This window comes from Roseibium alexandrii DFL-11 (genome assembly GCF_000158095.2).
Classification (GTDB): Bacteria; Pseudomonadota; Alphaproteobacteria; order Rhizobiales; family Stappiaceae; genus Roseibium; species Roseibium alexandrii.
Genome location: NZ_CM011002.1, coordinates 1,007,228 through 1,023,490, shown reverse-complemented (window position 1 = coordinate 1,023,490; position 16,263 = coordinate 1,007,228). Strand labels below are relative to the sequence as shown.

General features: G+C 56.7%; 8 protein-coding genes. 6 read left to right on the top strand and 2 right to left on the bottom strand.

Annotated features, from left to right (window positions below; genetic code table 11):
- Positions 1-230 precede the first annotated feature (230 nt).
- Positions 231-7,178, bottom strand: a complete 6,948-nt coding sequence (locus tag SADFL11_RS04780; protein ID WP_134852902.1) for an autotransporter outer membrane beta-barrel domain-containing protein — start codon at positions 7,176-7,178, stop codon at positions 231-233.
- 293 nt (positions 7,179-7,471) lie between these two features.
- Here SADFL11_RS04780 and SADFL11_RS04775 point away from each other — a divergent pair, with 293 nt between their 5' ends.
- Together SADFL11_RS04775 and SADFL11_RS04770 are read left to right on the top strand one after the other, a co-directional pair.
- Complete coding sequence (locus tag SADFL11_RS04775) at positions 7,472-8,566, top strand: sensor histidine kinase (protein ID WP_040450600.1); 1,095 nt, start codon at positions 7,472-7,474, stop codon at positions 8,564-8,566.
- Positions 8,554-9,276: a LytR/AlgR family response regulator transcription factor gene (locus tag SADFL11_RS04770; protein ID WP_040450602.1), complete on the top strand. Its 723-nt coding sequence runs from the start codon at positions 8,554-8,556 to the stop codon at positions 9,274-9,276. The genes SADFL11_RS04775 and SADFL11_RS04770 overlap by 13 nt, the downstream gene beginning before the upstream one ends.
- A 1,282-nt stretch (positions 9,277-10,558) precedes the next feature.
- Here SADFL11_RS04770 and SADFL11_RS04765 read toward each other — a convergent pair.
- Positions 10,559-11,326 (bottom strand): type 2 periplasmic-binding domain-containing protein, encoded by a 768-nt coding sequence (locus SADFL11_RS04765; protein ID WP_050775948.1) that lies wholly within the window; start codon positions 11,324-11,326, stop codon positions 10,559-10,561.
- A 603-nt stretch (positions 11,327-11,929) separates the two neighbouring features.
- On the opposite strand from SADFL11_RS04765, the gene SADFL11_RS04760 reads away from it, so the two are divergent.
- The 4 genes from SADFL11_RS04760 to SADFL11_RS04745 all read left to right on the top strand — a co-directional run bounded on the left by SADFL11_RS04760 (position 11,930) and on the right by SADFL11_RS04745 (position 16,226).
- Complete coding sequence (locus SADFL11_RS04760) at positions 11,930-12,526, top strand: hypothetical protein (protein ID WP_008196895.1); 597 nt, start codon at positions 11,930-11,932, stop codon at positions 12,524-12,526.
- Positions 12,527-12,826: 300 nt separating this feature from the next.
- Positions 12,827-14,125: an NAD(P)/FAD-dependent oxidoreductase gene (locus SADFL11_RS04755; RefSeq protein WP_008193427.1), complete on the top strand. Its 1,299-nt coding sequence runs from the start codon at positions 12,827-12,829 to the stop codon at positions 14,123-14,125.
- On the top strand, positions 14,122-15,000 hold the full coding sequence (locus SADFL11_RS04750) for a DUF1365 domain-containing protein (RefSeq protein ID WP_228198245.1): 879 nt from the start codon (positions 14,122-14,124) through the stop codon (positions 14,998-15,000). Before SADFL11_RS04755 ends, SADFL11_RS04750 begins: the two co-directional genes overlap by 4 nt.
- A complete protein-coding gene (locus SADFL11_RS04745; protein WP_040450604.1) occupies positions 14,997-16,226 on the top strand; it encodes an SAM-dependent methyltransferase in 1,230 nt (409 codons plus the stop codon). Before SADFL11_RS04750 ends, SADFL11_RS04745 begins: the two co-directional genes overlap by 4 nt.
- Positions 16,227-16,263 lie beyond the last annotated feature (37 nt).

Sequence of the window (16,263 nt, the reverse complement as noted above, 5' to 3'; positions counted from 1 at the left end):
GGAAGTCAGGCATTGGCGCAGCCACAGAAAAAAGGTCGGTTTGTCCGGCTTGATCACCAACATCGGCGGCAGTCGCCAAACACCCCGCGGTCACATTGTGTTAGAGCGTTGCTAAAATTTCTACCTATTGAGGCGGAATTTTCCGGCCGGATTCCTCCTGAAGTTGAACGATACACCACAACACTTCGCTCTGTTGTGCTTCACCCATTTTTCATTGCGACAGACCTGTGTCAGAACTTGTAGGAGAATTTCAGTGTGCCGCTGTGGCTGGAATAGCCGCTGCCGAATGCGCTCTCATATTCCGCGATCAAGTTAAACCCGGCTTCATGTGTAAGCTGTGCGCCAGCTGCTACCCGACCAACGACGTCAGCTATTGGAATTGCGCTATCAAATGTACCAGACCCCGCAAACGCTTCACTTAAGGAAGCAGAAGTCGTCCACTCGTCCTCGCTTGAAATGCTCACGCCACCCCTAACAAAACCTCGAGCTTCCCAACTGTCTGACAGTTCTAGGTGCGTTCCCACTTCCAACGCAGGGGTTGCGATAAAGGCCGTCTGGCTTTCACTGGCCACCTTTAAATTGTAGACACCGGCATCGCGTTCTTCGTACCCGCTGGCATATGTGCTGATAACGTCCAGATCCACAAAAGGGCGCACATAGGCTGGTTGGCTGCCGATGGTATAGGCAGCGCGCACACGGCCGGAAATGGTCGCAACATCCATATCCCCCCGGGCAAGCCCGTTGTAACTCGGCAGATCAATCAAGCGGCTCGTGTCGAATGTGCCGTAACTCCCTGACACGGCGCCCGATAGAAGCAATGCGCCCCACTGCCGCTTCAAGGCGGCGGCGATGAAGCCCGTATCACCGTCAACACTCGACAAGCCGTAGTCGCCGTCATAGGAGGAATTCTCATAGCCTGCTGCGAAACCGAGGAACCAGTCAGGCTGAAATTCAAATTGACCGCCGGCCGCCATGCCAAAGACGGTACCGTCATAGCCGGGTGTGCCATCTTGATTGACTGCCCCAGCTCCCAAAGTGCCCCAACTACATGTTTGTTCTTCCCAAATAGCTGCGACGCCAGAGAATTGCGGACAACTCAATACTTTTCCGAGACGGCCTTGTGCCAACTGCGTTTGCGCAGCGACGGCTGCCTGAGAACCACCCGGAGACACCACGGATAGGCCGCGGCCGTAGGCTTGCCCCGTGCTATCGCTTTGTGCCAGCCGTTCAAGATCTGCAAGCAATGTTCCATAGGTCCCGCTGCTGGTATCGAAGAGAGTATCCATATACGCACCAACATTGCGTTGGTTGCCATTGATGGCGGCAAACGCGCTTTCAAAACGCGTATCCGTTGCCGATACCTTGATGGTGTTGTTTTCCCTGCGAACATTGTAGATCACCGCAGGATTTTCGGCGGCTACAACGTCCCCCGTGACCGTCCCGGCAATAGTCACCACGTCCAGCTCGACATTAGGCGCCAAGGTGCCCGGGTTTACAGACAGGTATCCCGCGAGAGCCGCATCCCCTTCGACCGAAAAGATATCGCTGCGCGCGCCGACGAAGTCCACGCCGACTTGCAACGTCCCGCTCTGTTCCTGGCTGAAGTTGCCGGTTAGCCGCGTCGTCCCATTGGCACCTTTATCGCCGATTTGAGCGATACCGGCATTGGTCATGTGACCGGCATATTGTGTCGCTCCCCGCAAGGTCCCGCTTGCGTGGTTTTGTATGAGGCCCAGGACTGGGCCATTTGCCTCATGCAGTGAGATGGAACCGTCAATGGTGCCGGTGTTGTCCACGAGCAGTGTGCTCGATGCCGAAGCCCCGCCCGTTTCCCGGATTTCGTGCCGGATGGCATGACCTCCGGTGCCAGCCACCACCAAGGCATCGGCCGTCACTTGGAGCGTGTTGGCGGATGTACCGCCAACCGTCTGCGTCGCGCTCGAGCTGTCGCCCGTGCCACCGGTTACGGTGCCGTTGATCTGAATGCTGATGGGTTGGCTGCTCTCGCCATAACCCGTGCTTTGGGCATAGATACCGATTGAGCCCGCGCCACTTGCGGCGATGGTTCCGGATTGGGTGACCGAAACCGCACCGCCGCTGCCGCTGCCGGTTGTGGTGCCAGACGCGCTGCTGCCGGCAAACACACCGTTTCTGTCTCCGGCAAGGCCGCCCCCGCCGCCAATCGACTGAGCCAAGATGCCGAATGCGCCGTTCCCTGTCGTAGTGATATCGGCATTGACATCCATAGTCACTGCGCCGCCGATCCCGTCACCGGGGTTGATCAGGATAGCGCCATTTGTGAATGCCCGGCTGGTGTCTCCCACGATACCGCCGCCGCCGCCAATCGATTGGGCGACGATGGCATGCGCCCCGCGCCCGGCCGTTGTGATGCCCGATCCTTGTTCCAGGGTGATGGAAACGGCCCCACCGTCACCTGTTGCCCCGCTGGTGCCGTTGATGTTCAGTTTTTTGATACTGGCGCCATCGGCGCTGCCGGAGACACCGCCTCCGCCCCCGATCGACTGCGCTAGAATACCGAATGCCCGGTCACCCGACGTTGAGAGGGTGACTCCGCTGTCAATGCTGACCGTGTTGCCACCGCCGCCGCCGCCGCCATTGCCGCCCACGGACAGCTCGAAGCTGTGGCTGTCATCGTCATCCGAGGCTTTGCTGCTGCCCGCTCCAGCGGTGCCGCCTCCGCCCCCAATCGACTGTGCGGCAAGTGCAAAGGCATCATTGCCCTGTGTGGAGACCGTGAGCATGTCCCCGGTCACGGTGATCTGGCCGCCATGCCCCGACGCACCTCCACCACCGCCAAGTCCGCCGCCGACAGCAATTGTCGCAGTTGCCGAATCCGATCCGTCAGCGCCGTGACCTCCGCCGCCACCGATGCTTTGGATGAGAACGCCGTGCGCAGCGTGACCTTTCGTGGAAACCGCTGAACTGCCACCCGTGAAGCTGGCTGTAATCGCGCCCCCGCTCCCGCCTGTTCCGCCGGTACCGCCAATGGCAAGATCCACCGTGGCGGTTGCACCGCTGCCCGCCGCGGTGGCGGTACCGGCCGTGCCGCCGCCGCCGCCGATGGATTGCAGAACGATCCCGTCAGACCAGTCTCCCAGCGTGGTTACGGTTCCGGTGTGGGTCAGACCGATATCGCCACCGTCCCCGCCGGTACCGCCTGTGCCGCCAGCAGAGGCTGTAAGCGCATAGCTTGTTTCATCGTCACCTCCAAGAAATCCGTTGCCGTCGTCGCCTTCATCGCCCGCATCGCTTCCGGCAGATCCCCCGATCCCGCCGGATCCGCCAATCGATTGCGCAATGATGCCGTCTGAATCGCCTCCGTCGGTTGAAATCATCCCACCGGTTGCCAGATCGACATACCCGGCGGTCACGCTACCCCCACCGGTCCTACCGACACTGACATTGACGCTTCCGGAAATCTCGGTCTCGTCCTCTTCACCACCGGTTCCACCCTCGCCTTCCCCTTCGCCACCAACACCGGCAGAAGCCGACAGTCCGATATTGCCCCCCTGGCTGGTGCCGCCACCGCCTGTAATGGCCTGGGCCACAAGACCGTGGGCGTTGGCTCCATGCGTGCGGATGGATGCGCCGGATGCAAGTTCGACGGTGACGGTGTCATTTGAACCGGAGGTTCCCCCAGACCCGCCCACGCCTATGTCCAGAGACGCGTTAAACCCGCCTCCGATCTTGTTGCTGGAGGCGCTGCCAACCCCGCCATTGCCGCCGCCACCGCTGATCGACTGGGCCACAACCGCGTTGGCATGGTCGCCAAACGTTTCGACAAATGTATCTTCATCGAGGCCGATGACAACGACATCGGAGTTTCCACCGCTTCCGCCATCACCCCCAATGCTGGTGCTTATATCGAGCGAGATCGTATTGGCATCTCCGATTGTATCTGAAAGCGAGGACGCGCCGCCGCCATCACCGCCGCCGCCACCCACCGACTGGGCCAGGATCCCTATGGCGCCGTCCCCTCCAGTAAGGACGGAGCTGCCGCCTCGGAGACCAACACCGACATACGCCCCATTGCCGCCGACGCCACCCGAGCCGCCGACGGCGGTCGAAATAGAAACTGCGAAGGAGACGTCCTCGCCAGTTGGGGCGGCCAAAGTGACGGCATCGGCCGTTGCCGTTCCGCCGACACCACCGCCGCCGCCAATGGCCTGGGCGACAATACCATGGGAGTCTGTTGCCGATTCATCGGGCATCGGCTCGCCTGGTGCAAAGTTGAAACCGGTTCCAATGGTGGTCTGGCTCACTACGACACTTGCGGCCTGCCCGTCGCCACCCGGTCCTCCCGTGCCGCCAACTGCCGTATCTATGCTGACACCGATGCTGCCGTTATAACCGGTTGCCGAGCCCCCCGTGCCTCCGCCGCCACCGACCGACTGGCTGACGACCCCCGCCGAGCTAGCCCCCCGGGTCACGAGAAACGAGCCATCGAGCACTGTGGTCACCTCTCCGCCATCACCGCCGATGCCGGAACTGCCGCCCACCTGAACCGGAACAAGCGTCACGGCTCCCCCGTTCAAGGCGTTGCCCCCGTTTCCGCCACCTCCGCCTATGGATTGGCTGATAAGGCCCTGCGCATTGTTTCCTCTGGTCTCCAGCTGCAGCTGGTTGAACGCCATGCGAACCGTGCCGCCGTTACCGCCCGCGCTGCCGGACGCTCCGATCTGGATATTTGTAATGGACGCAATGTCGACCCCGGTCGCGGACCCGCCGTTGCCGCCGCCACCGCCGACGGATTGCGCCATCGCCCCGACGGAGAAATCGCCCGTCGTCAGGATGCCGGAAGAACTCGCTTGAGCGGCTTTCGATCCGCTGTCGCTGGGCGCAGTCGAGCAGCCTATGCTCGTGTCATACACATCGGTAAGGCACACCGATCCGCCATTGCCACCGACGCTGCCATCGCCCCCGACACCGCCGCGGCCGACATTGGCAACAGACAGATCGAACACGTTACCCCCGGAGCCGCCGCCGCCGCCGATGGACTGGACTGAAATCCCGTGGGAGAACTCGCCCGCCGTCGTGATCTGCCCCCCGACGTGATAGGCCTCAGCCTCGCCGCCATTGCCACCGGCAGAGCCTGAACCGCCAACGACAAATATACCGGCGCTGCCTGCAGCCGAACCTCCGCCGCCCCCGATGGACTGGACAGAAATCCCGGTAGAGGCATCGCCGCTGGTTGTGATATCGCCATTGTTGGTGGCATACGCGCGCGCGCCATTCGACCCGCTGCCCGCCTGACCGCCAATTGACAATGCGCCGCCGTCCATGCCGGCCAAGCCGCCGCCGCCGCTGATCGACTGGACCACAATGGCACCCGATCCGTATCCGGTCATGACCAGATTGCCAGTGTTGTTGACAATGGCATTTCCGGCCGCGCCACCTCCGCCGCCATCACCGCCAAGGCCAAGCACAAGCCCCGCGCCGATGCCGCCCGTCCCCCCGGATCCACCGATGGATTGCGCGACCAGACCAGTTGCGTAGTCACCACTTGTTGTTACCCCGGTGGCAGAAGTTATTTCCACCTTGCCAGCGTTGCCCCCATTGCCCCCGTTGCCGCCGGATCCGGCCAGCACCCCGGTAAAGTCCTCGCCGGTGCCGCCGCCACCGCCGATCGAATGCAAGGTGATCCCCGACGCAAGATCGCCGCTGGTTGTGACAGTCCCCGAGTTGCTGAAAAGGCCGACCGTCCCACCATTTGCTCCGCGGCCACCGGTACCGGCATTTCCGCCACCCAGACCGCCCACCGATTGACCAATCACGCCGTAGGCTTCCCGCCCGCCCGTCGAGACAGATCCGCCGAGGTTCACCTGAATATTGCCGCCGGTTCCCCCGGCACCACCGGTCGAATCTGAATCGCCATTGCCGTTCCCGCCGACGCCGCCGACAGACCGGGCCATGACACCGGCCACCCCGGACCCTATCGTCACGATAGAACCCGTATTGCCGGCGGTGACCGATCCGGCTGCGCCACCAACGCCACCGGCAGCCTTGTTGGACGACGCGCCGCCGTTTCCAGCAATCGACTCGGCAAAGATCCCGGCTTGATAGCCCCCAATCGCATTTGCCGTTTCAGACGTATCCACGCGGACGGACCCTGAGTTGGTGACAGTAACCGTCCCGGCTGATGCGCCGTCCCCGCCGTCATCATCGTTGTCAAACGACGCTGTGCCATCCCCCCCATCGCTGCGGGCGTAGAGTCCAGACACCCCGTCGTTTCCGGCCGCCAGTTCGCTGTAGTACACGCTGACGGAGCCATTGTTGGTGAGTGTGACCGTCCCGCCGGCTCCACCTGGACCATTGTCCTGGCCACCCGTGCCCCCCTGGCTTACCGCCTCAATCCCACGGCCGAGATTGCTGCCGAACACGGGCGCACTCTCACTGCCGAGCGTAACTGTGCCGCCGGCCGCATTCGTCACGGTGACCTGGTTTCCATCTCCCGCCGGGCCGCCAAGCTGATCTCCAAAGACATAACTCGGGTTTTCATCACCGCCATCTCCGCCAACGCTGTGTGCCCGGATGCCCCTCAATTGCGCGGAAACGTCTAGGGTCGCGGATTGCTCAAGCAGAATGTTCGCATTGTTGGTGACGCTCACAATGCCGCCCTCGGCACCGGTTCCACCGGTTGCATTGTTACCCGGCTCGGCACCGTTGCCACCAAAACTGAAGATTTCGATTGGCGCGACTTCGGTCACCGTATCCTGCTGAGACGAGGTGCCCGAGGTTGTAATGTCCCCGTTGTTCGTGACCGAAATCTGCGGCCCTTGAGTGCCGTTGACACCGTCATCGGTCGTGCCGTTCAACCCGAAGAAATCAAGAAACAGCTCGTTGCTGTTCTCGTTGTGGTTTGCTGTGTCCGTATTTTGCGAAAGTGTTGCGTTGTTGACCAAGGTCATTGTGTTTCCGGATTGGAAACCGAACTGGACAATGGAAACGCCGTCGGTGGTCCCAGCATTCAGCGTGCAGCTTGCATCGCCGTAGGTTACAGATCCCGAACAGTCATCGGCCAGGAGCGGGCTGGACATGAGCAGGGCGAGTGCGGATGTTGAGACGAGCAATCCCACCTTGCCTGCACCAAGGCAAAGGACCTGACCGAAACTATTGCGATCCTGCCAATGGCAAGCCGTCAACATGCGATATGTCATCCAAGCGCCCCCCAAGCAACTTTCAGTCGTACGGGGCGAAGACTTGGCCCACCCCTGACTTGCAGGGTCGACCTTCTCAGCCGCACCGGAGACATCGCAAGTTACGTTCGATGAACCGGCAAAAACACTCGATGAACTAGCATACTGGGCCGGGACGATGCGCACATCAGGTTGCAGACACCATTGACTGTTGTGCGAAGGACTCGCAAGGTCATTGGTGAGAAACAGAACCGCGAAGGTCAGCAACCTTTGTTATGAAATTGATAGACCTAATAACGCGCACCGAGAACCCCATGGGCGCGTTTCAGCTTGATCCGCGTTCTTCCGCTGAACACGGGGCACTCAACGGAACTGGCCTGACCCCAGATGATGTTGGCTTTCCTCTGCTGAAGGCACACACGACCGTCTGGATTTTCCTGGCCACATTCGGGTTCGGCGCGCGCGTTATTTTGTTCAATGATACGGCACTTGCCGCGACAATGACGTTGGTGCTCGACCCCCTCGCATACGCCATCACAGCCGGGTTTCATCTGACTGTGTCCCGTTTGGGTGTTAAGATATTCGGCCCACGTTTCGCAGTATTGGGTTTGATTTTTTGTATCGTTGCGGCTATCGCGCTGGCAGCAATTGGTGGTGGAATCCTTGCGGGTTTTGGCAAGACTCTCCCATGGCGCGACGGAGATGTGGCAGCGATTCCCGGTGCCTACTATTTTGCGATCCTGGTAAGTTGGGTATCGCTCTATGCCTGGACGATGTCGTGGAGCAGAGCCCGAGCAGCCGAAACAAGGCGCATTCTCGCTGAAAACAATGCAACACGCGCTGAACTGAATCATCTGCGCACACAACTAGATCCACATTTTCTGTACAATGCACTGAACACCATTGCGGCGGAGATTCACGACAATCCTGAAGTTGCGCTAGACATGACCCGCAACACAGCTGCTTTTCTGCGCCATAACCTGGAACAGCATCAGCACCCAGTCTGCTCTTTGGGTGAGGAGATCGATAGTCTACACACCTATTTAAAGATCCAGGAAGGCCGCTTTGAATTACCTTTTCGGATGGAGCTCGATGTCTCGGGCTCTGCTGCAGAACACCTTTTACCTCGCTGGACACTCCAGGTTCTGGTAGAAAATGCGTTTAAGCACGGCGCTTCCTCGGATTTAAAACTTCGGGTGTCAGCCCTGAGCGATGACGAGGTCCTGATCCTACAAGTAAAAAACAAGGGACAACTGGTCCCGGGCAAGACTGATACAGGCATTGGCCTTGCTAATCTTCGCCGTCGGCTTGATGTACACTTTCCATCGCGTCATCAACTTCAGCTCCGCCCTGACAAAGACGACGTGGTCGTTGAGCTCCAACTCCAAGGTGAACCATGCTTCGCCTAATAGTCGTGGATGACGAGCCCCCAGCCCGACGGTTGCTCAGCCGTATGTGCGCCTCACACGACGACGTGGAGGTCGTCGGAGCGGCTGCGAACCTGGCAGAAGCCAGTTCGCAACTCAAAGCCCTTTCCCCCGACGCAGTCTTCCTCGACATAAACCTCGGACAGGATCGCCCAAATGGTTTTGCACTCTTGGATGGCAAGCAGAGCCAAATCCAAATCGTTTTTGTAACTGCGCATGCCGACCACGCTGTCCAGGCCTTTGACCATGGCGCTGTCGATTACCTTTTAAAACCGGTCGAGCCCGATCGGTTAAAACGGGCAATTGATCGCCTCAGGTTGAACAAACTGCACTTGGAAGCAAAGGCAGTTGCTAGTGACGAACAACGGGTCACGATCCGTGTGGATGGTACAATTCAGTTCCTGGTGCTACGCGATATTGCAATGCTTCAGGCTGAGGGCGATTACACGCGTATTCACCTCACCCACGAGAGAGAGATACTGGTGAGCAAGAGGTTGGGACAATTTGAAGCGGATATTGAGCATCCCGATTTCGTGCGTATTTCCCGGTTCTTAATCATGAACCGCGCTGCCATCAGAACGATCAGGCACGCGGAGGCTGGAAAGCAGGCGGTCACCCTAAAGGGTCAAGGCGAACCGATCACCGTCGGCCGTGCCGCCGCTCGGCGTCTTCGCGCTTGGTCTAAACAATAAACCCTATATCTAAGTGACTTAGGATATCTGCGATCAGATGGAAGAAGCGCCGGAGCCGGCAAGGAATTCGAAGTCATCACTGCACTTACTCGTTAAAGCTTTTCGCATCCCAATCAATATCAACATGACCCTGACCATGAACCTGACACTTCGGCGAACACCACGTGCGTCCGTGTCCCGGGATGGCGAATGACCTCGTGGGACAGATAACGACCTGAAAGGACCCGCGCGTTTTTCTGGCCACATCTCATGTGCTCGCTCTGCCCGATGCTGCCTAAATGATCTCGGTTTTGAGATTGATCCAACATTCCCGCCTCCCCGGCACTAGATGCACTAAAACGAAAAATGCGCCGCCCGGTTGCCCGGTGGCGCACTTATTGAGACTGATGAATCCCTAACGTTTAGTGTCGCACTAAATCAACCCCCGGATCCCCCAAAAGCTGTGCATTAGCCAACTGAAGCGACTTCTTACTTGCGTTCAAGCGACCTGCTCCAAGTCGCATGCAGTTGAAATATTGTATCTTTTTCCTCGCATTCAGGAAATCCGAACCAACCAAATTTTTGTTTCTGGTCGCGCTTAGTATCCTCGTCGGACAGAGGTTTACCGATTGATGCGATCTTTGGGAATTACTTCATAAGACTTTGAGATTGTTGAGATACATGCCTACTCACATTGAAATCAGCCATATTCGCGTCAAAGCAATTTCAAGTAGAACCATCCTGCAACTGATCAAGAACAGCTCTTACCGAACCCCATTTCGATCACGAGGAGTGTAGCCATTGCTTGAGCGATTGAGCTCGTTTTCATCAGACAATGTTGTTTTATAAATACTGTTCTTATGCATGCCCACTGTGGTTGGCATGGCATGCCAAACTGTATTGGCATGGGGTGATTCTCCAACATCGGCCACGGCAAGACCGCCGGTTTGCAATTCGGTCTCCGAAACTCTCAAACAACACGACTTGAAAAGCTCTGATTTCATCGCCCCGTCGCAATCCAACAAAAATCTTTTGGGGTAAGTTTGGGGTAAATAGTGGGGTTTCTAAATTATCTATCAAATTTCTTTGCTATTATTTTTCAGTGCTTTATGAAAATTATATCGAAAGGTTGGCATTCTACTCAGGGAGCCACTCATTTTTCCAGAAAATTGAATTCGTTCAGCTCGGCGCACAATCGGTTTTGAGACCCGTTCGCGCGCTCGGGGATTAGCGTTTAAAACTTCAAAGAAAGTCAAGGACTGACGGAAACCGCCAGCCCCACCCTGTCGTTGACTGCCGTCGATCAGTCCAGGGTCACTTTGTACTCAGCTTTTAATGCGGCGACCTTGTCGGCGTTTTCAAACATCCAAGAGTTAAAGTCCGCAATCAACTCCGGCTTTGTCGTTGTGCTCGCATAATAGTAGTCGCGTGTATGCTTGAGATCCGGGTCGAACGCGAGCGCATCCGGTTGCCCCATCTCACCCAACTGGTGCTGTATGACTGCAACGTTGGCATACGCAGCATCGATACGGCTGTTTATGGCTTGTTTGATCAGACCATCTAGGGATTTCACTTCCGACAACTCAACGTCACCGGACGACGTCAGATCGATCCAAGACCACGGTGTGAAGCCGCGCACTGTGCCCAGCTTCTTGACCGAGTCCATACCCTTGCCGACATTGCCCGGCGTCACCGAGACCCCGTCAATATATTCCACCACCTTGTCGGAATAGACCACCGGCTTGCCATCCTTCAGATCCGCCGACCAATAGGCATTGTCCGGATATTTGATGTCGACCGTGCCTTCGACCAGGTTTTCCATCAAGCGCTTGATCGGATACGCCTCATATTTCAGCGTGTGTCCGTTATCAGACGCCCATGCATCCAGTAGTGCCCGCCCAAAACCACCATACTCCCCGCCGTCCATCGTGTAATGCGGGTAGTATGTTAGATCTTCAACGCCAACAATTACAGTATCCGCCAAGGCTGCAGATGAAAGTGAAACACTTCCAACCAAAACAGCATGAATTGGCAGTAAATTCACGAATGGCTTAAGATCTGCGTATTTCATGTTCCCTTACCTTTCTTGGCAATTTATCTGGAACTTGGCCTCACAACGTTATTGAGAACCCAATGAATTACGCATTTATTAATTAATTTTTGGGAACAACTTTAAATTCCTTCTCGTGATTTTTGATAATCACTCCAGAAAGACAGATGAAAACTGATCAGGCCCACAGACCTCGACCTTCCGCAGAGGTCAGAGTGATCAATGCACATATTCAATTTATTTCGGAAAGAAGCTTACTGGTTTTTTGCTCAAAACGGGCCTCTTTTCGTTGCCAAACCGCAACAGACGCGACCAACCGCACATTTTATCCGCAATACTTACAATGAAGATAACATCACGTCAGCGTGATTTTTCTTGCACTGAGGCTATCAAGACACACTTATTAACGGAAAGTAGCCAGAAACAAGCAGTTTTGTGATGTTTATTACACCCATTCACCAGATTGTGGTGCGATAATGGCGAAATAGTGGCTGCGCATAAAGGGGCGCTTTCTCGCTAAAAGACGAAAAACAAAAGGAATTTGGTCAAGAAGTCCAAAACGGACCAGGATCACAAGGCCCCAAAGCGCGGTAAATTGAGTTGTATTAGCCTTGGGAGGCGATCATGCAACGGAATACCAAAGCAGGAGCGTTTGCGCTTGGCCTCATCCTCGCGTTTGCGGGAAGCGCGGCAGCCAGTCCTTTGCCGCAAGAAACGATTACTCTGCCGGAAGACAGCCTTGAGGTAACGGTCGCCTCTGCGAGCCTGGATCAAAAGGATCCGCTTGAGAGCGAACTCACCATATGGGTTGGAGAAGTTCACTTGAATGGCCGCGACGTCGTTTGGGTCGAGTTGATCGATTCCTATGGTGAGGTGATTTACGATTCCGAAGTCAGCACCAACGAAACGCATCTGTTGCCGGATGGACGCGCGGTCGTGGTCAATGCACTGGATCCGCAGACGATGGTCGCGGAGAAGGATGAATCCCGTATCGTGACCGAAGGCGCACTTGTTGTGACCCGGCGGGTGATCAATGATGGTGGCAACGCAGCGGCAGTTGAATTGATTGAAACATCGGACGAGCCCGTTCGTAAGGGCACGATGCTCGAAATCGCCGACTTCGGCCAGACCGTTTGGGAACGGGTTGTTGCGTTTTTCAACGCAGCCACAAGTCAGGTGAAGGTTGCATGGACCTGGCTGGTCGACACGCTTCAAGCCTGATCGCCATAGTCCCCGCGAACAGGTTGATGCGGCCCGCTCGACAGAGCGGGCCGCGCCCCTTGACCACGCAAGAGTGCCACGAACCAACACTCTTTAAATGACTGCGCCGCAAGCAGCAGCTGGTTATCTCTCCATTTTCAACACACCTTTGCCTCGAATTGAATTTTCATAGGAAATTCATTGTCCTGCGTGATCCGCACTTTAAACTCCCCCGTAGACGGTCTTGAATACCAACTGACCAACCGAATGGGCGTCCCAACGCTGGGATTTAGGCGGCCCTGCCAAGCCAAAGGATTTAACATGCGGATTGCCGTCATCGGCTCGGGTATTTCCGGAAACAGTGCTGCATGGGCACTTAACAGCCACCACGATGTCGTTCTTTACGAGAAAAGAGACCGGCCAGGTGGCCACAGCGCAACGGCCGATATCGACTATGACGGCACACCTATGAGCGTCGACACAGGCTTCATCGTCTATAACGAGCTCAACTATCCGAACTTCACGGCCCTTCTCGATCACTTGGGTGTTGCAACCGAGATCAGCGACATGAGCTTTTCGCTGTCAGCTGACCGGGGCAAACTGGAGTGGTGTGGTGACGGTCTGAACGCCGTATTTGCTCAGCGAAAGAATATCGTTTCGCCGCGGTTCTTGAAAATGCTTCGGGACATCTTCCGCTTTAACAAACAAGCCGTTGCGGATATGAAATCGGGCCGGCTCGCGGGTCAGACGCTTGGTGGCTATCTGGAGGCGGAGCGCTATTCCAGCGGTTTCATCAACGACTACCTCCTTGCAATGGGGGCAGCCATCTGGTCCACGCCGATCAATGAGATGCGCGCCTACCCGGCCGAGAGTTTCGTGGCCTTTTTCGACAATCACCAGCTCCTATCTTTCGACCGTCAGCTGTGGCGGACGGTGTCCGGTGGCAGCCGCAACTACGTGAAGAAGCTCACCGAGCCGTTTGCAAACAAGATCCGTCTTGGCAGCCCGGTTGCCGAAATTCTCCGGACCGATGGGAAAGTTGTGGTTCGCGACGAGACCGGCCACACTGATACGTTTGATCACGTCATCCTCGCCAGTCATTCGGACCAAAGCCTTGCCATGCTCGGCGATCCGAGCTCGGAAGAACGGGAGATACTGAGCGCAATCCGGTATCGCCCGAACGAGGTGTATCTGCACCGGGACGAACACCTGATGCCCAAGAAGAAAAAGGTCTGGGCATCCTGGAACTACATGTCTGACCGCGAGGCGGGTGAAACGCGTGATGTAACCGTGTCTTATTGGATGAACCGGTTGCAGAACCTTGACCGCTCCAAGCCGGTCTTTGTGACGCTCAATCCGTTTCAGGCACCGCGCGAAGACAAGACCTTCGCCAAATACATCTACGACCACCCGCAGTTTGATGCCAAAGCCCTGGCGGCCAAGCAGCAGCTCAGCAAGATCCAGGGTGTGAACAACACATGGTATTGCGGCGCGTGGAATGGTCATGGTTTCCACGAGGACGGATTGGCATCCGGCCTCAACGTGGCAAAGGCATTGGGCGCTGTTTTGCCTTGGGAACGCGATCGCCAAGAGCCGGTGATGCTGGAAGCCGCTGAATGATACCTCTACCTGCCACAAACAGGATGTCGGACAACGGTCCCGCGCCGCAAGCAGCGGCAGCGCTTTACAATGGCGTTGTCATGCACCAGCGCATGAAACCAAAACAGCACCGGTTCTCGTATGACGTTTTCAATCTTCTGATCGATATCGATCGATTGAAAGAAGCCACAAAGATGAGCTGGATGTTTTCGGTCAACCGGTTCAACCTTCTCTCCTTCCATGAAAAAGACCATGGCCCGCGAGACGGAAGCTCGTTGAGACAACACATCGACAGCTTGCTGCAGAAAGAGGGTTTGGTGCGTGCGCACCGGGTTGTGCTCCTCGCCTACCCTCGGCTTTTGGGGTACGGTTTCAATCCGCTCAGCGTCTATTATGCTTATGATGAGCACGACCGGCTGACCGCACTTGTCTATGAGGTCCGCAACACGTTCGGCGGTCTTCATACCTATGTCGGGCCGGTGCGTGACGGACAGATCAGCGATGCCGGTGTTCGACAGGATCAGCGCAAAGAGTTTTATGTGTCGCCGTTTATCAGCATGCAGCAGCATTATCACTTTCGAATGCTACCGCCGGGCAAAGCGGTGCGGGTCCGGATCCTAGAGACGGACGACACAGGCCCGTTGCTGTCAGCGACCTTTTCCGGCGCGCAGGAACCCTTGACCACATGGTCTTTGATGCGCGCCTTTGCACGGGTTCCGCTTTTGACCTTCAAGGTGATGGCGGCCATTCATTGGCAAGCCTTTAAAATCTGGCGCAAGCGTGTACCATTTCATCCGCGGCCTGCGAATGATGGTAGGGATGATAGCGCGGGCCGGAGCACGGCTCCGAAACTTTGGCAAGAAACAACAAACAACATTTCAAGGGGTTCGGCATGAATGGGCCTATTGTGTTGTCCGAGGACAATCTCCGCACGCAACTCAAGGGGACGCCACGGCTAGCGCGCATGGCGGCAAACCTGGCAATCAATATCCGCTATGGAACACTCGACGTCACTTTTCCGGACGGGCGCATGTTCCGGATCAATGGGACGGAACCTGGGCCAAACGGCGTTCTGAAAATCCATAACTGGAAATTTTTCACCATGGCCGTCAAAGGCGGCGATGTTGGTGTCGGTGAAGCTTTCATGGCCGGGTATTGGTCGTCTCCGGATGTCACGACTTTCCTCGAGATTTTCGCGCTCAATCAGGCGTCTACTTTGGAGGCCTTGCGTGGCCGCCCACTGGCCCGTTTGCTGTTGTCACTCCGTCATTGGCTGAACGCGAACACAAAGCGCGGTTCCAAGCGCAATATCTCGGCGCACTACGATCTGGGAAATGCGTTCTATCAGGAGTGGCTCGACCCGTCGATGACCTACTCGTCTGCGATCTTCAGCAATGAAACCAACAGTTTGGAGCAAGCGCAGTTTGAAAAATACGCGTCGCTTGTTCGCCAGACGGGGATCGAACCCGGACACTCTGTTCTGGAAATAGGTTGCGGTTGGGGCGGCTTTGCAGAGCACGTCGCCAAAACGGTCGGGGCGAACGTCCGAGGCCTGACAATCTCTCGCGAGCAGTATGATTACGCCAGAGAAAGGATCTTCAAGGCGGGTCTCAATGAGAAGGTTGAGATTGTCTTCCAGGACTACCGGGACGAAAAAGGCGTCTACGACCGGATTGCCTCAATCGAAATGTTCGAGGCAGTCGGCGAAAAATACTGGCCGACCTACTTTGAAAAGGTCTCGGATTGCCTCAAACCAGGTGGCAAGGCGGGCCTTCAGATCATCACGATCCAGGATCAGATGTTCGAGGACTACCGGTCGGGCACCGACTTTATTCAACGCTACATTTTCCCAGGCGGCATGCTTCCACCTCCCGGAAAACTTTCGGAAATCGGTAAGTCCCTTGGCCTCGATCTGAAAGATCAGAAAATCTTCGGGCAGGATTACGCGCGCACGCTTCTGGAGTGGCGTCAACGTTTCCGCACTGCCTGGCCGCAAATCCGTCCGATGGGTTTTGACGAACGGTTCAAACGGCTCTGGGAGTTCTATCTGCACTACTGCGAAGCTGGTTTTCGCTCAGGCAACATCGACGTCAGGCAGCTGGTATATGAAAAGGCGACCTGACGCGGTCTGTTGAGCTTGCTTAAAATGCAAATGAGCG